The organism is Methylocystis sp. SC2 (genome assembly GCF_000304315.1).
Classification (GTDB): domain Bacteria; phylum Pseudomonadota; class Alphaproteobacteria; order Rhizobiales; family Beijerinckiaceae; genus Methylocystis.
Genome location: NC_018485.1, coordinates 179,934 through 198,777, shown reverse-complemented (window position 1 = coordinate 198,777; position 18,844 = coordinate 179,934). Strand labels below are relative to the sequence as shown.

Here is an 18,844-nt window from a genome sequence, read left to right as displayed (position 1 = left end):
TATCGCCTCCCCCTCAGGTGTGATCGGTCGTGCGGTCACGCCTTGTCGGGTAGCTGAGCGCCACCCGACCGATCGTATTTTACGAGCTCGATCTCGCCGTCGCCGGCTCCGGTGCGCGTGAAGCGCCAGACGAACAGCGCGCGCCGGTTCACATAGCCTTTGGCTAGGCCCTTGCGCAGCTCCGGATGCTCGATGTGCTGCGGCAAAGGCGCCGCGGCATGCAGCACGACGCGCGAGGCGGCCTGCGCGCCGGCCGTGGATTCGATCACCGAATAGACGCAGGGGGGTGGCGCGATCACCGGCGCCGCGATGATGTTGACAAACACCGCGAGCGTCTTGGCCTTGCCGCCGTTTTCAAGGTCGGCAGTGATCTCAAGCCTGTCTCCGGGTTCGAGAGGCGAAACGCCGTCGACGCCGGCGCCGAGGCGCCGCAGCAAGCGCAGCGGCAGTTCGTAAGGCACGTAGCGTGGGAGCTCATAGCCGTGGTCGCCGCTGTTTGGGACCTGGCCGGCAACGACCAGTTTTTCGGGCGCAAGCGGACTCCCATCCAAACTCGGTTGGGCAAGCCGGATGAAGCGAACGGTGAATTTCGGCGCTGAGGAATTGCTCGCGAACAGTCCGGTCGCCGGATCGATCGTATCGCAGGCAAAGTACAGTGTCGCGCCCGGGTCATACTCCTCCCGGTCGACCGACAACAGCGCGCGGGCATCGCCGACCTGCTTGATGTCTCCTTCGGTGGCGCTGCCGAGCTGCCGGTCATAGGATGGATCGCCGAACGCGATCGTGCGTGTCCGGGTGCGCAGAACGCGACGGTCGCCTGGATCGAGCGCCAGCGGCAAAATCGCCTTCAGGCGCGGCGGCAGCGCCGGCGCCAAAGGATTGGTGTGACCGAACGTGATCACCAGCCTGATCGGTACATCGACAGTCGCGCGGCGCACCGCGTCACGGGCTGCCGGCAACTGATCTGTCACCCAGAGCATCCAGGTGAAGCTGGGCCAGACGACGACCGGCGCCGTCTTGTCCTTCATCTCGAACGACGCCGCGCCGATCTCCAGGCGTGCCGTGCGGATCACCATTAAAGTATTGAGCGCAGCCTTGGTGTCGCTGATGTTCGCCGCAACAGCATCGACTGTGATCGCCAGCAAGCCATCCCAGTTCGGACCGAGCAGTCCGATGGACGCCGGCGGCGCGCCCGGCACGTCCGTCAGCGACAGGACGACCCGCAGCTGCTCGTCGCCGCTTTCTTGTCGCACCACGTCGGCGCTCTCTGCGAAGGCGCCGAACCTATCGAGGATGAAGGGCTCTTGCGGGTTAGCGCGCTTTCCATCGGCGAGCGACAGATAGGTGCGCCGCCTGAATTTGAGGACCTCGCTCTCGCGTCCGGCAGCCCTGATGTCGGCCATATCGTCCGGAAGCGCAGGCGAGCGCGGCGTGCGCAGTTGATGCGCGACCACGGGACCCGAATTGGCGGGTCGTCCGAACCGGGCATGCTCCCGGTCGAACGCGTGGTTCTCGGCCGCAACGGTCACAGCCGCGGTCACGACCTCGAACACACCCGGACGCCGCCCGATCGTGGCCAGCTCGAAGAAGGGAGGAAGGATCGGTCCGCTATCTGCCGGTACGTCGACCGCCTCGTCGAGCGGAGCGCGCAGCCTCGTATTGACCGGCGACAGATGCCGCGCGGCCGGACCCTCGAACGGTACACGCAGGTCACGCTGATAGGCTACGCGATGGCCGAAGCCAAGATAGCTCATGGCCTCAGTGACGTGGCCGGGGAGCCCGATCTGTCGGAAGCGTGCCGCAAAGCCCGCCTCCGCCGACTGCACCGGACGTTCCTCTCCGAGCAGCGGCGCAAGCTTGTCGAGCCCATCGATCCGCTCCGGGCTCGGCCAACCGAGCGACGGCGACGGCGCGAGCACCGGATGATCGATCGCAATGCCGCTGCGGCTGCCTCGCAGGACGTGCGGACTTGGAATCTCCACGACCGTGATGCCCGGCATTGCGCCGTCGATATCCACCTCGCGGATCGCGCATTCGGCGAAGCGGTCGAGATCGCGAGCTCGGGCGATCAGCTCGGCGCGCGGTTTCAGGTCGCCCGCGTCATCGGCAAGATCCGCCTGGACCAGACGGTAGGCAGATTCCTGCGCGGCCCGTCGCGCGGACAGCACGGCCAAATCCGCCGGGACTTGTGCGCGTGCGCCCGCCGCCTGCCGTGGCAATGCCTTGATCTCGACGCCGACAACCGGATCGATCGTCGTGCCGCCCGCCCTGCCGCGCGCAGGATGGAGCGACAGCGCGCGCCACACCGCCCGCCCCTTCTCAGCCGGCGCCGCGTTCCAGCGTGCCTCGATCGCCATCAGGGCGCGCAGGAAGAACGGCGCGGCCTCGATATCGGGAGAAGAGCCGTCGCTGCCAATTTCGAGCTGCCCTTTGCTTCCCGTACGAAGGTTCTCGAAGAACAATTGCTCGACCGGCATCACCCGCGCGATGCCGTTGGTCTCATCGGGCGCCGCCACCAACCCGGCGCCACTGAGCGCAGAGAGGATCCCCGCGGCCTCCGACTGGCTCGGAACGACGATCGCACGTTGCGTCGACAGTCCGACATAGGCGCTGCCGCCCCACAGGTCGGGCGACGCAACCTCCCACGTGCCGCCGGCCTGCGTAAGCGGCTTGAACGCCTCACGCAGCTTCACATCGAGACCGGCCCAAGGCACGACCGCCGCGACGGCGCGTTGTTCAGCCCCAATCCGATACGGGAACAGCGCCGCAGCACCACCCAGAAACAAGGGGGCATCGCGCTGCGCGTCGAATGCGGTCGTTGCATAGAGGCGGATCAGCGCCTCGTCGAAGAACCCGGACACGGCCCAGGGCAGTTGGACAAGACCCGGATGCGGCACCTTCGTGTGGGTGTTCTGTCCGCGGTAGCGCCGCCCCGGATAGCGCGGTGCGAAGCCATAGGCCTGCCCCGTATCGATCATCAACTGCAGGGAGGTGATCGCGACGTGATCGAGAGTCGTGAAGGTCGCGCTGCGTTCGCTGCCGGTGAGCGTATGCTCGACCTCGGCGAGGAGCACGATCTGGGCTCGCGGCGTGATGCGCTGGGCGACCCGGCGCAGTTGCGCGGCTTCGATCCGGTGGCGCCGGAAGTGTGCCGTCACGACATGCGTCAGCGCCTCGTCGGTCTTGATCTGGATCTTGCGGCTGCGGCCCGCTTTCTTGCTGTCGGCGTGCGCCGGCGAGCGCCACGCATCGGGCAACGCAGTGCCATTGGCCTGGTGCATACCGTTCACGGGCCAGCTCACAGGGCTTGTGAACGTCACCTTCCAGGTCACGTCGAGATGGTGGTCCGCGCTGTCCGCATCGACCCGCAGGCGATGATCGATGCGGTATGTTCCTCCCGCGAGGCCGCTGATGCGTGCCCAGGCGCTGCCAGCCGCAAGCGGCGCCAGCGCCCGCAGGATCTCCGCGCTCGCAACGAAGACCTCGAGTCGCGCTTTCGCGTTCCAATCGCCCGTTGCTTCCAGGCCGAACAGCGGACGGGCCTGCTTCCAGGATCCATCCCATGCGGCGCTGACACGGCCAGACGCGTGGTCGATGGACAGCGCGCCACGCGCGCTCGTTCCTCCGGCAGGCAGGTCGAGCCAGCGGAACGACGCTGCGCCTCGACCGACATGGACGAGTGCAGCGGCCTGGTTCGGCTGGTCGACCGCGTCGGGCTTCTTGGTCTTCTCTGGCATCACCTGCAGCGCACCGTCGATGCGGATCGATTGGCTGTCGGCGCCGAGCTTCACGGCGATATCATCGACGCTCAGCAGCACGTGGGATGCGGTCGAGGCCTGACCAGTTGGCTTGAAAGCGAATTCGATCTGCTCGCCGATCGTTGCTTGCGATTCCAACTCGCACGCTCGGCCGAACAAACGCGCGCCGAACTTCACCTTGCAGCTCGCAATGTCGACCACAACCGTGGCATCGACAAGCGCACTGCCCGAAGACGCGATGCCGCCGGCAGCGTCGACCATCAACGGCACCGTGCAGGAGACCTTCGGTTCGCGCGGTGCGAACACGAGCTTCGCCGGCTGAGCTTTGGAGCGATCGAGAGCGATGCCGGCCCATTCGGGCGTCCATGTGCTGCCGTTGCGGGTGAGCGTCAGGCAGAACAGATCTGCGCGCTCGTAGATTCGGTCGGCGCCGAACGGGCCCTCGGCCTCGGACGATGCGTCCGGCTCTAGGCGCCGCCCGATGCGCAGGCTGCCGATCACCTTGATGACCCCGACCGCGCCAGCCACATCGAGCTCGACGCGCAACAGCCGCGATGGCCTGAACAGGAACGGCCCGAACCGCAGATCGAACGGCTTCGGTTTCTTGGTCTCGGCCGGCGCGGCGGGTTCCTCCATCAACCGCCATTCGTGCAGCGCGTGCGGAAAACTGGCGCGGTCGAAGGCTTGCCCCACGGTACCAGGCGCGTTCTCGACTGGATTCGTGGCGCCGTCGAACACGCGGTTCTCGATCGGCAGATCGCGAACGTGGAATGCGAGCCGAGCCGCCTTCATCCACGGAATGGTGCCATCGATCTCAATCCGCTCCACCTGCTTAAGCGTGCCTAGCGCACCGCGCCACTTGCGCAGCCTGTCGTTGTGGATGTCGTTCAGTCCGACCGAGCGCATACCGTCCGCCGCCGCACGCGCCAACCCCGTGCCGCGTGAATCCCATATCAGATCGAGGTCAGAGCCTTCGAACAGGCTCGCGGCATTACCGCGCACGACGATCGTCTTTCCCCCGGCCTTCAGTTGGTCGTCGACGATGTCGAAATCATCGCGCAGCCCCGCCAGCGCCTTGTCGAGCGCGTAGCCGTGGCCCGCGAGCTCGTAGGCGCCCCACCGCGGCGCAAGGTCGAACTTCACCTTGACGGCTTTCCAACTGTAGGGTTGCACAAGCGTCGTGATGTCCTGGTCGTGATTGTCGCCGGCCGCGACCCAGCCGGTCATGAATGCGTCCTGCGCATGCGTGAGCGCCATCCGCACACGGTTCTGGCGCCAGACCTCCTCGAGGCGTACCGGTTCAAGCGCAGTGATGATCGGGCCTTCGCCCGCTGCATCGGCGGCCGGCGGCGGGGTGGCACCCGTTTTAGGCGGCGGCGGATCGGTCCAGGCGAACAGCTCGTCGAGGATCGGCAGATCATAACGCAGCGCAGCCCTAAATTTTCCTTCCTCCTTCGGCCATTTCTGGGGCGCAAATTCGGGGCCAGGCAGCGTGGTCATTACCAGGGTGTCGGCGACGAACGATGCAGTGTCTTCCCCGTCCTGAACTGGACTGGCCGGCGGGTGCTTGACCTTGAGCGCCGGGGCCTCGCTGCCGGATGTGTTCGCAAGGGTGAATCCCCCCTCGAAGGCATAGCGCAACAGACCGCGCGACACCGAAGGTTCGGCAGGCGTCACCGCGGCACGCGTCAGAGGATGGTTGGTGATGAACGGCCGGTCATGCGGCACCTGCCAACCATAGCCGCGCAGCGTAGCGGCCGGAGACGGCTCCGGCTCTGCCTCGCTGTCGGACGAAAGAAACTGCAGCAAATCCGTGACGTCGAGCGACCACCCGTCGGGCCTCCACGTGAAATTCCCTCTCAGCACCAGCCCGGTCTGCGGCGAATTGAACGCGATCGGCAGGTCGCGGGTCGCTGCCGGGCCGCGGCGAAGATCCGGCAACGACTCCGCAGCGGTCGGCGACGTCTCGGCGACGAACACGAAGCCGCGCAGTTGCCCTCGCGCACCACGGATGTCGATGGTCCCGCTCGCGGGACGGAATTCCCCGTCCAGCTTGCGCCAGCGCATGACCAACTCCAGTCGCACGGCCTCGTCGACAACGATGCCGCGAAGTCCGTCGGCAGAGGTGCCGTGGGCGGCGACGATCCGGCCGCTCATGGCGCTCGGCGGCACCGCCACCTCGGGCAGTTTCTGCTTGCGCGCCGTGGCGAGGTCGAGCTGCAGCCAGCCATCGGCAAGTGGAACGAACGCATAAGGTGGACGCGTCGCCGTCGCCGCGACGACCTTCCCGCTCTTGTAAACGGCGAGCAGGCGCGCCGCAGCCGCATCGAGCGGCACGTCGATCGGCTGCGTCGCGAAGGTGTTCTCGAGATCGGCCTTCCATCCGTCCTTCCCTCGGGAAAGCTGGATGACGACTTTGGGCACCCCTGCTGTGTCGGGGCCCGCCGCGATTACCACGTCGAAGCCGTCCGACGTCTTGGACCACGCGAGATACTCGCCGTTGACTGCCGCAATGCCCGGCACGTCGCCCGGAAAGCCGCTGATGGTTCGCAGCCGCGCGTCGATCGCAGATGGCTCGATACCCATCACGAAGTCGGCTGAGCCGGTCTTAATCAATGCCAGTCCGGTCGCCGTGATCTTCAAGGGCCAGAGCAGCGGCGGCACACCGGGGCGGCGGTCGAAGCGGAGGGCCAGCGGGGCGTTCTTCTCGCGGCCCAGACTGCCGAGCGCGCGGGCGATGCGCGCCTCAAGCTCTTCCATGGCCTCGGGCGCATCGGGATGCCCGGCGATCAGGCGGAGCCAGTAGCGGGGCTCATCGTCCCGGCCAAGACGCCGCTCGAGCCGGAACCGCCCCCGGATGCGCGCTGCTGGTGCCGGTGAATCGAACAGGTCGCGCGTCGGGTCCGGCAACGCGCCTTCGAGCTCAATGCCGTGTGGCACCAATGTCAGCGCCAGTACCTTGTTCGCAAGCTTCTCCAGCTGGAAGCCGTCGAACAAGGTGGATTTGCCGCTCTTGGTGGCTAGCTTCAGGAACTTCTGCAGTGGTTGACCGTCGACTGCGAGTGCGGCCGGAACCCTGCCGGCCGTCAGTCTCAGCTCCGGAAGCTCGATGTCCGCACCGAGCTTCTGCGGCCAGCCGCCGATCGGTACCAGCATGACGTCGCTCACCGGCTTGTCGGTGATGAGCGTGCCGGCAAACGACGCCCCCTGTCCTTCCAGACGCAACTCGACGCCGTGATTGGCGCCGTCCTTGTGCTCCTCCGGCCGGACATAGCCGCGCAGCATCAGCGGCAGGTGCACCTGATGGGAGCCGCCGTGCTCGACCGTCCTGGCATGCGCGTCGGCAAGCAGTACCCGCAGGCCGGCGACGTCCTTGACGATCTGGTCCGAATGGGTCCCGCTGTCCCAGTAAAAGACGCGCAGCGTTGCAGAGTAGAATGGCTCGCTCTCGCCGCCGGCGATGCGTATGGCCGCGATCCTGCTGGTCTCGCTCATTTGAGCTCTTCCTCGATGCGGCGTGCGATCGGATAGTGCAGTGGCGCCAGCGTCCCCTTGCTGGCCGAGACCACGGGACTTCGTCCCGGCCCGAACAGTTGCTCGGCCGCGACGCGGAGCAGCAGCGCCCACAGCCTGGTCTCGATCGGCGTCGGAACGGCACCCGGCCCGAAACCGCGCAGATCCTCGTCGCTCGGCAGCGGACGCACGATCAGCAATTCACGCCCGATTGCTTGCGGCGGCCCCTTGCACAAATCGTGGAGGCCCTGCAGCGCGTCAGAATGTTTCAGCGCCGGATAGGATATTGGCACAGTCAGCTTGTCGCCCTGTTGCGGCGGAGCCTGCCATTGCCGCAACATGTTCTGCGCCTCTGGCGCAGACCCCAGCGCCGCCATCGCCTTGTCCCAGAGCGGCGTCCAGTCCGCCGCTGTCGGCGGCCAGCTGCAAGTGAGGGCGTGGTCGGCCAGCACATCGATGCTCACCAGATGGTCGCCGGTGACGATCGTCGCGAGACGCGCCTTCAGCAGTGTCAGGAGATCGTCATCCACCTCCTGCATGGACGGTCGCAGCGCGCCGTCATCGCGTGGCACTGCGGCGAGCAGCAGTCGCCAATCCTCGCCGGGTCCCTGCGGCGTGATCAGCAGCGGCTTGGTGTCGTCGTGCGCCGCGGCTTCGAGCAACTGCCCGATCGACTGCGCAAGATACGCCGACTTTTCGTTCTTCTTCTTCGGTACCACCGGCAGCAGATCGAACTCGCCGGCGCGCGCGACCACTTCGCCGCTCCCAGGGAGCACAGCGTCGATCGAGATGCGGTAGCTGACACCCGGTTCCGGAAGGTGCACGACGTTGCGGATCTGGGTCCAATGCTGGCCGGCATCGCCGAACCACAGCACCGCCTCGCGCGCCGACATGCAGTCGATGAACCGGTGCAGCGCCAGGTCGAAGATGATCGCGGTCACGCCGGCCTCGCTCACCGCCACCTTGTAGGTGGGCGGCGCCGACCGGGATCGCTGGTCGTAGCCGTCCGTGGTTCGGTACGGCAGGTGCGGCTCGGCGAAGCCTTCTTCGAACACCGCGCGCGTCGTGTCCGACACGATAATGCCGGCGCTCATGTGGACCAGGGCATGGGTCCGGAAGAAGTACGGCAGGCTCGCCGCGGAGACCATCGTCGAGCCAAGCCACGCATCGGGTACCACCTTGCGCAACTCCATCAGCCGCGCCTCCGCATAGTCCTCCCCGAGTGCCGGGAAGGCGAAATTCGCGTCGGCACCAGGTGCGCCGAACGCCGCCAACGCGTCGTAACCCTGACCTTCCTTCACAAGGCCGCTCATCCAGGCCTGGTGCGGAAACTCGCGCCGATAGCCAACCGAAATGCCGAGCGGCGCGAGCAGCGCATCGTTGCGGCGATTGGCCTGCGCCAGCACCATGTCGGTGCCATGGGCCACGACGATCTCCATGCGCGGCAGATCCTTGTCGTCCTTGGCTGGACGCCGCTGCGCTGCGAGGATCACGGGCTTCTCGAGCGGCTCGGTGCGCGGCAGGGTGACGTCGAGGAACTGGTTGGCGAAGCCGTCCGCATCCAGGGCGCCGACGAGATCAGGCGGCGCGTCTGCGGCGCCGGGCGCCTTCACCGCGTTGACCCAGCTCTCGTAACGCCCATAGGGACGGATCGCGAATTTCCGCCGTGCGCCACGGCGCTCGGAATCCGGGATCGTGACGGACACGAACCCGCCCGGATCGGGCGCACGGCGCCAGACGCCCGGATCTGCGACCGTGCCGAGCGAGAAGAAGATCGCGCCGGGCTGTGCGGACTGCGGAGCGCAATGGTCGAGGTAGCGCGTCCAGAAGCGCACGATGCCGGCCGCGAGCTCCGCGCGTGCGGTCTGCGCAGCCTCCGCCTCTTTGGCATCCAGCGCACCGCTCACCGGCATGCCCTGCGGCAGCGTGATGCGTCCGAACCGCCGCGCCAGCGCATAGGCGAGGTTCTCGAAGGCCTGCACCGGTGAAAGCAGGAATGGCTTGGCGTGCACGCGCTCTGGGCGGAACAGCGCGTCTGCCCAGTCCTGCCCCTTGAGCGCCTCGAACCTGCCGAAGGCGGGATCTGGCGCGCGGTCGCTATTAGGTCCGAGCACGATCGGTCCTGTGATCTCTTCGCTCGTGTAGGGCTCGGGTTGCGCGCTGAGGGTGCCGTCCGGCTGCACGCTGACGCGTTCCAACGTCAGCGCATTATCAATTTCCTGCGCATCCAGCGCCGTCGCGTCCCGCAGAGTCACGCGCAGAATGGCGATGGTCCTGTCGCCTTGCGGCAACTGACCCGAGACGCGGAAGGCATGCACCACGTCATCGCCAAGCCGGATGGCCGGATTGGCCTCGATGCCGCCGGCGAGCGCGAGCACGTCGATCCATCGCCCCGCGGACATTCCCTTGAGCTTCACGCGCCATTCCGGCCGCTGCTCATTGCCGGTCTGGGGAATGATCTTAAAATAGCGAACACGCTGAAACTCCGCGCCCGCGGCCGCGTGGGCCAGGCGATCGGGCGCCGGACGCAGCGCGATCTGCACGACCGCAAGCGTCTCCTTGTCGATCAAGTCGGTCTGCTCGCTCTTACTCAGGCCCTCGCCGCCACCGTCAAACCAGAACAGCTTGGCATTGCCCCACGGCTTGGTGAGCAGGTCGACGAATGGCTGGCCGTTGAACCGCTCCTCCCGGTCTGCGGTGTCGGTGTCGCGATAGCGCAGCAGCGCGCGGCGCATCGCGGTGCGCACCCGTTCCATCAGTTCGCTGCCGCGCAGATACTCGCCAGACATGCTGTCATAGAGCCGCAACCCGCGCGCAAGCCCAAGCGTGCGCAGCGCACCCCAGCCATAGGGATCCCGTTCGGGCGGAGTCTCGTCGAGCCAATCGGCGAAGGACTTCGCTTTCACCTCGGGCTCCGGATCGGCGACGATCGAATAACGCCGGTAAATCCGGCCGTCCTTGATCTCGGGATCGGCGCTCTGCGGCGCATAGGGCAGGAACGCGAGCGCGTCGCCGAGCACCGGATGGAGCGCGGGCACGAGATCGACCACATGCTCGCGGCTCGTCACCATGACGAAATCCGCGGTCGAACTGCCGTTGGCATCCTGACGGGCGCGCAGCACCTCGATGCGCAGACTTACCGCGGCCAAATGCGCCGGATCGTCAATCCGCCGCTGCAGCGCCTCGATTTCCTGCCGGTACGCGATCGGGCGCGCGGTGCCATCCGGGGCGAGCCGCAGGTTCTGCAGCAACTGGCGCACTTGCGCGACCGTGAAGCCGTCAACCAGCCGGAAGTGGACTGCCTTTACGGCCGGATCCAGGTCCGTGGGTGCATTGCCGTCATATTCGCCCAGACCATCGGCGTGCTGGCCGACGACGGCGAGCCGCCAGGCGGCGAGCGGATCAGCAGGCTGGTCGAGCCACGCCGGGATCAAGATGCGCAGCGCGTCGGGCCGGCCGTGCGCGAACAGCGAGGAGATCAACGCCTCGTCGGGATCGGGCATCAGCGAGCGCCGCAGCGCGGGTTCCGGGAACAGCGCGGTTGACTCGGCCGACGAGTACCAGCCGGCGCGGCGCATGCCGGCCGCGCGCTCACCCTTGGGCGGATTGAGCAGGCGCAAGGTTTCGCTTGGATAAGCGGCCTCCAGCCGGCCGAAGTCACCGAAGCCGGACGGTTCGAGGCCGTCGAACGCGGCCGGCATCAGCGCGACCCGGCCGACCGGCTTCGCGGCGGATTCGAGCTGCGCCTTGACGTCGTCCGCGTCCGACAGCGCCGGCAGCGCGTCCGGGTCGATCACGTGCAGGTCGTAGCCGCCGATCCAGCGATAGAGTTCCGCATGGTCCGGCCCCTGTTCGCGGCGCAGGCTGCGCGCGTCGACCCGCCACTTCAGTCGAGTCGCGGTGCGCCGTGCGGGATCGCGCAAGGTCGGGAACGGCTGCGGCTTTTGTCCAAGCGCAGGCGCGAGGTCGTCGATCGTGCCGTGGGCTGGCGGGTAGATCAGGTGCAGTCGGCCGCTCTCGCAGGTGGCGTCACCTTCCGTGTTGCGCAGCGCCATGAATTGCAGCGCGAGCGGCTGCTCGAAGGTCTCGAGAATGGTGCTGATCGGCTTCGCTTTCTCCGGCGGGGTCGGAGACTCATCGCGCGCCAGCACGAGGTTGACCATCATGCTGCGCCATTCACCGTGCAGACCCGGTTCGTGCAGGTCAGCGGGTTTGACGGCCTCGCCGGCAAGCCGGCGCACGAACAGGCGGCGCGAGAGGCCGGGAACGATATTGGCGTCATCGGCATCGAGCGCGGTCAGGATTGCGCTGAACTTCGCGTCCACCAGCTTGCCGTCCTTCAGCATCTGCATCGACGCGCTGAAGAAGCCTGGCGTCAGATCCTTCGATTCCTCGGACGGCGCCGCATCCTTGTTGGATGCCGCGGTCTTGCCGGGATCCCGATCCTCGTTCTGGAACACAAACGGATCGGATGCCGTTCCGGGTTTCAACTTGATGACGAAGTCCGCGACGTCGCTGCCACGGAGCCGTTCGATCGCGCGTTCGTCGAACCGGCCGGCCTGTTCCAGCGCGTCGCCGCCATAGGTGCCGAGCGCCTCGACCTTCTCGGTCAGGATGCGCAAGTGCAACGCGAAGCTCTTGTCCTCCGGCTTCGGCGTAAACAGGAAGCGCTGCGACGGCGCCTCGGACGAGCCCGGTTTCTTGTAGCTCAGTTGCAGCACGGCCTGGCGCGGCGACACGGGCAGCGCCCTTTTGGCCTTGCTGATCGGCACCTCATAGGGCTCGCCGAAGTCTGAGGTCCCGGCAATGTCGACCGGGACGATCTCGTAGAGAACGTCGACATCGTCATTGGCGGCGCCGTTCCTGAACTGGCGCAGACCGAGCAGCGCCTCGCGCACATCCTCGGGGATCGCGACCGCCCCCGTGTCCGGATTCGCCTGACGCAGGTCGTCGATGAACTGGAACGGGGGCCGCAGCATCGTCATCGTGGTGACGTCGTTCTCCACCGCCAGCCGGGTGGGCGCCGCCGCCTTGACGACGAACTCGGCGCGGTATTCGTCTTTCAGGCCGCGGATCGTGCGCCGCACGCGATAGTGGCGCAGATGGAATTCCGGATCGTGATAGGCGCCTTGCGACTCGCCCCAAGCCGGCTCCAGATCCCAGTCGAGCATGATCCCCTGCTCGCTGATGACGTGGCGCGGTGTGAAGCAGGGCTGCGCCGTGCGGAACATGCGCACCGGCGGATTGAACAGATGCACGGTCCCGTTCGCGCCCGGGGCGTCGCTCTTGACGACCTCGAACGCGCCGAGCGGCGGATTGACAATGTCGCCGTCCTTTTTGGCAGTCGCGAGATCGGGGAACAGCTGCTGGAGCGATGATTCCGAGACCAGGAAAGTCAGGCCGAAGTCGCGCGCGTCCACCTCCGCATGACGCGTCGGCAGATCGCCCACCGGCACGCCCTGGGCAGCGAACTGCGCGGCGGTATCGACCACCACGGCGAGAATCGCCGAGCGCGCCTCCTCGATCTGTGCTTCGCGCTTGCGCCGAGCCGAGAGCTCGACGCGCGAGCGGCCGTGCCGCGCCAGCGTGGCGGCCGCAGCCTTGCTGTCGTCGGCCAGCGTCTCCTGCGCCGGCGCGATGGCGCGCGCGAATGGCTCCGTCGCCTTGCCGGCATCCGGATCCATGAACAGGTCGAAAAGGAGGTCGTTCAGCGTCACACCGGCATCAACCACCTCGCCGCCGTTGGTCTTGTATACCTCGTCCCAGCCAACGGGCCTGGCCGGGCCCTCGAACGGCAGCTGGAAGAACTGCTGTGGAACCGCGGTGCCGCTCTTCAGCGCGTGGGACGGCGCCTGCAGTTGGCCGTCCGTCATGGCGGGCGACGCAAAGAACGTGGCCGCAGGGTTCGCGACGCTCAGGGGCTTGTCGTTCTTGTCGACCGCCGTGTGGTCGCGCGGGACGAGCTGCATGACGTACCACTCGCCCGCCTCGTTCGCGTAGGAGGTCGGGAACAACATCGCCCAGAAGTTGGTCGCCGTGATCGGCCGGCCGATCAGCACGGGCGCGGTCACCGGCTCTGGGGCAGGCGCGGCACCGAGCTCCTGGTCGATTGTTTGATCCGCGATCGCCGCCTGCTCGTGACGCGGCGGCTCCGGCGGAGGATTGCGCTCGACACGCCGGCCGTCCTGGCTCTTGTCGGGGATCGGCGTGCTCAGGCCCAGCGCCATGAAGCCGGCGACGCGGGCACGCGCCTGTTCCAGCAGGCCGTTGTTGAAGCTGAAGCCGATGCCGACCGAGGCGGTGCGTCCGAACGCGCGGATGCCGACCGAGGCATGCGCCTTGCCGCCGAGTCCCTTGGGCGACACGACGCCTTCAATCGCGATCGACACGGCGAGACAGATCGAGAAGCCGGCCGAGAGCCGGATCCGCTTGCCGAAAACCTTGAAGCTGAGCCAGACCTCGATCCGCGCGTCGATCAGGATGTCGAGACGCAGGTAGCCGTAATACATCGACTCGTCGAAGTTGCGCAGCGACAGATAGGATAAAAGCCGTGTCTCGAGATTGAAGGTCGCGTGCGCCACAGCGGCCGCGCCGAAGCTGTCCGAGCCGATACGCCCCTCGAGATGCACCTCGCCGTAGGCCTTGAATGCGATGCCCTGCAGGACCGAGAAGTCCTCGACCCGGTGGATCATCCCGCCGCGCACGCTGAGGAAGAACACTTCGCCACGTTTGCCGAGCTCGAAGCCGAGTTCGTAGGGCCAGCCCAGCTCGAAGTGGAACAGCCCCGGCCGTATGTAGAGCGTTGCCGAGAAATCGGTGGACTGAATCGCAGTCTTCAGCGCCGGCAGCATGGGAGGGTGCTCGCCAATGAAGCCGTTGCGGTTGGAGATGAAGCGGCCGAGAAACTCACGCTTCGGCGCCGAGAAATAGAGGTAGCCGCGGAACACCGGCTCCCGCTTCCAGTCCGCGTCACCGCCGTCGGTCACCCATTTGTTGTAGTTCACGCACAGCCAGGCGCGCAGGTTGATCAGGATCGTCAGATCCGTGCGCAACGCCGCCACGATGTCGAGCAGGATCGGGTTCGGGAGTTTTGCCTCGACCTTTTCGTTGTACTCGCTGCTGGAGCGCTGCGCGGCGGAGAGCGCCAGCATGCCGCGCAACGCCAGCGTCAGGTCAGCATTGTCGTACGTCGGCTCCCAGGCCTCGAACTGGTCGAGGCTGCCTTGATACTTCGACACCTCGTCGAGGATCTTGACCAGCTCCTGTGGTGTCTTTGCGCCTTCGGCCTGGGCAATGCCGGCGAGCGTGTAGCGGTAGCCGAAGCCGAAGCCGACCTCGCGCAGGTAAATCGTGCCGATCGGCGTATCGATCGGCTCCGACATCTTGTACATCTGGCCGTAGAGGAAGAAGGCGTGGACCGGTCTGGAGTCGGGATGGTCCTTCTTCTTCAGCTCCAGAAAGCCGAGCGTTGCCGACATCGGCGCCCAGCCCTGGACCTCCAGGAATCCGCTCGCCAAGAAGCCTTGCGCCGAGACGTTCTTCGGCAGCACGCCGGGGCGATAGAGCGACGGCAGGTCGCCGTCCACCGTAATCGCGGTGCCACCGATCTTTACACCGCTGAGCGAGATCGCAACACCGAGCCCGTCAAAACGAATACGCGGCAGCGAGTCGTTGCCGGCTGGCGGGCCGATCTGCATCTCGTGGAAATTGACCTGGATGCTGACGCGGTCGCCGCGATTGAGGAAATTGACCTGCCCGCCGAAGCCCATGGCGGGATCCCCGCCGAACTTGTCGGCCGCCGGGTAGAACGCGATGCTGCGCAGCTCAAAGCGGAAGATGTTGAACAGCTTGATCACCTTCGGCGGCTTCAGCTTCACCAGAAACGAGATCGCGCGCATCAGCACGCGCGGGTCCGAGGTGAGCGGCGCCTTATCGAAGCGGATCTCGATCGCCTTGAAGTTCTTCAGCAGGCCGCGCTCGAACGCGCTGTCGCCGGGATTGAAGGTCGCGCCGCCGGTCACCAGGAAGTAGAAGTGGTAGCTCTCCTCCCTCACGAAGCTGAAGCCGAGCTCGGCGATGGTGATGTCGAAGCGCGTCGAATGGCACTTGATGGGATCGCCGCTTTTGTCGATCAGCGCGGTCGCGGCCTCCACCACGACATCGCCACCGGAGGAACTGCGGCCGAGCGTCAGCGCGACTGCGGCCTTGGCCTCACCGATCAGCGTCTTGGGCAATTGGCCGGAGCCGGTGAGCGAGCCGCCGCTGAAGCGCGAGCCCTTGATCGAGACCCCGCCAGAGGTGAAGGTGAACGGCGTATCGACGCCGCCGAGGCGCACCGCGTCCGGCTTGATTCGCGCATCGAGGTCGAGGCCGGACCGGCCGATCACGAATTCGCTGAGCTGGAACTGCAGCCCCTTCCCGGCCGACGCGACGCGGTCGTAGGAGAGGAAGGCGTCGGCCTCGCGGCCCAGCCCGAGCTTCTCGCCCCCGGCCGACAGGTCGAGGTAGAACTGCTCGTATTCGTCGACGGTGACGTTCTCCTTCCGGCGCACTTCAAGGTCGAAGCCAAGCGGCCGGTAGTGACGCGTCTCCTTGCTCTTCGCCTTGATTGCGATGCGGTCGCCGCCTGTCACCTTCATCGATAGGTCGTCGAGCGACGCGACAACGCCGAGCTTGGTCTGCGGCGAGAAGTCCTTGCCGAGATGAACCGTGACATCGAGAGTCAGCGTCGCGGTCCGCGTCGGGCCGTCGAAAGCCAGCTTGGGATTGTCGATCTGGATCTTCTGCGACAGCATCTTGGCGAATTCGCCGCCGCCACCGGTCTCGTCGCCGGCCTTCGGCAGCAGGCCCAGAATCCGGTCCTTGACGTTGCCGACCGTAGGCGTCAGTACGATGTCGTCGGTCGCCGCAGTGGTGCCGATGCTGCCCGGCTCGAGTCGCGCCGACTGGTACTTCGAGAGCACCGTGACGGTCGTATTGCCGGTCTGCAGCGTCACGTCCTTGGCGCGGCCGGCGCTGGTGGTGACGAAACGCTGGAACAGGCGCAGACGCCCGCGCTGAACGCCTACGACGACGATATCGCGTTTCGCGCCACCGGCACCGCCCTGCCCCGGCTCGGCTTTCAGCACGATCAGCCGCTCTGCGGGACCGGAAGCTGCACCACTGTTGTTGTCCAGCGTGCCGAGCGGTTGCTGCGGCCCGGTCTCCCTGTCGAGCCAGAGATCAGTCGACATCGTCGCATGCGCGCCGGCCACAGGCTCCACGATCAGTCCGAACCAACTCTCCGGCCCGAAATCAATCAGCAGAGAGGGCTTCACCTTCGCGTCGATCACGAGATCGAATCCGAGCGCGGAAAGATTCAGCGCCCCGCCGATCGGCTGATCGTTCGCCGGCGTGAGGACGATCTGGCGAATCTGGTAGCTGCGCGCATCAAGCCGGATCTCTATGCAGACCACCTTGTAGGCCGCGACCGCGGCGTCCGCGAGCGCATCCAACAGCTTGCCGATCAGCCTGGCGACCGCCTCGACGGCGCCGGCGAGCAGCCCGGCCGCGTCGCCGGCCTGCTTCGCGAGCCACGTCATCGCCGAGGCCAGCATGCGCCCGAGCAGCGTCAGCAGCGCCTTCAGCTTCTCGATGTCGAAGCCGGGCATGTTCGCCTTGGGCAGCGGAATCGCGGCGATCAGCCGGATCAGCTCGCCCACCGCCTCGACCGCCGCAGCCACTCCGTTGGCGATCAGCACCAGCGGATAGGGCTCGGCGATCTTGAGTTCGGTGAGCTTGGAGTGGATGCCGCCGCTAGGCTGGACCGTGGTCTCGAAGCTGGCATCGAGCACGAGGAACAAGGTCGGGTCGTCGATCGCGGCGATCCGAATGCCCTTGAGCTCGTGCGCCAGCGTCACGCCCTGCACCGTGGCTCCGTTCGCCGGATCGATTACGATCGGGGCAAACTTCACGGTCGTCTTGATCGCCTGGATCTTGAGGCTGAATGGCAGGCCCTTGTCGTTTACCAAATCGACTGGGAATGGCTGGCCGACCGGAATGTCCGTCACCTGAAGAGTGGCCGTGAAGCTGTGCTTCTTCGCGACGCCGTCATAGCTGAACATTGCGTTACTGACGTCGCAGATCCTGGTGCCGTCGTAGAACAGGTTGCCGCCGGCGGGCGCAGAGGTGGCGAGCGAGAGATCGCCATTGACCAGGCTGGCCTTGATCTCCGGCAGCGGATTGTCCGGCTCGAACTTCAGCCTGGTCGCGAATGGCGGTAGCGAGATCGGAAACAGCGACGGCAGCTTACCGAACGCCGGAAAGCTCAGGCCCGCAAAGCTCAGCTTGGGCAGCTTGAAGCGCGGCCAGTCGAGATCGAAGGCCGGCAGGCTCGGCAGGTCGAGCGCGAGCAGCGCGTCCACCGCATCCTGCAGCGCCGCCGCCCTCACGAGCAGCTCGAGGCGCCATCTGCCCTTCAGCGACGCGGCCGCGCCGGCCGTCAGGGTCAGGTCGATGTCGACACTCGCGTCCGCCTCGACCCGCACGAGCACGGTGTCGGCCGTGATCGCGGCCGGATCGAGGACCTCCGGCATCAGCCAGAGCCGCGCCATGACCTTCTGATTCGCGATCGCCTGCAGCTCGAACAGCGTATCGGCGTTGTCGACCGAGACCGCGAACGGTTGCGCCAGCCGGCGGCGCAGGCGCTCGCGCAGCGCCGCCCATTCCTCCTGCGCGAGTTGCTCCAATTCGTCCTTGTTGCGGAACACGAGGCCGTTCGCCGGTCCCGTCTTCAGCAGCTTGCGCGGAATGTCGATGGGCGACTTGAGCTTGAGCGTCTGCTTGACGCTACCCGGCCCGGCCGTTCCGGCCACCTCCATCGTCGTGGCGCTGAACGTCTCGCCGCCGGGCGGTGCCTCGGCGTGCAGCGTGAATCCCGACTTGTTGAACAGCCATAGGATATCGTTCGCCACGCCTGCCCCCCAAGCCGTGCGCGCCTACTCGACCTCGAAAAGTACAGCTTCTACGCGAGGCTGCATTAAATACCCACGATTGTCCAGAGCGGCCGATGCAAGTCGGGCGCTGACACACAGCCTCGCGCCGAGCCATCGTCCAGCTGAGTTGTCTCACACGCCGTCGTCCGCGGGTTGAGACCGTCAGATTGAGCAACGATTCATCATGCAGCGGTTAGCGACTGCGCCCCCATTCGAGTTAACCGTCAGTGCGAACAGTGCTGGCTTCGTAGTTGAACGGCTTGGATAGATGTATTGGGCTGGCTCGTTAACCACCCTTCATAGATCTGCTGCGAAAAAGGCGCAGACATGTACGCGCGAAAGCTCAGCAAGTCGCACCGCAATTTGCGGTCACCAGCACAATACGTCGGTGTCCGCGAGGATTAGTACTGGGGCGGAACGGCAGGCGACTGCCTATCATCGAGACGTTGTCGCCGTCGCCAGTGCACCACCAACCAACGGCAAGTATCATGTGGCCGACCGTCCACCCTCTTCGGCTGCCGCGAATACGAGAGAGTCGAGAACTTTCTGACGGCCCCGTGCGTGGCCGCTCGCGGGACGCCAGCCGTCCAGCGCTTGAGA

General features: G+C 66.3%; 2 protein-coding genes. Both read right to left on the bottom strand.

Features of this window, described 5'->3' with window-relative positions:
* Positions 1–35: 35 nt before the first annotated feature.
* Positions 36–7,253 (bottom strand): hypothetical protein, encoded by a 7,218-nt coding sequence (locus BN69_RS00865; RefSeq protein WP_014889647.1) that lies wholly within the window; start codon positions 7,251–7,253, stop codon positions 36–38.
* Complete coding sequence (locus BN69_RS00860; RefSeq protein ID WP_014889646.1) at positions 7,250–18,223, bottom strand: hypothetical protein; 10,974 nt, start codon at positions 18,221–18,223, stop codon at positions 7,250–7,252. Before BN69_RS00860 ends, BN69_RS00865 begins: the two co-directional genes overlap by 4 nt.
* Positions 18,224–18,844: the final 621 nt, after the last annotated feature.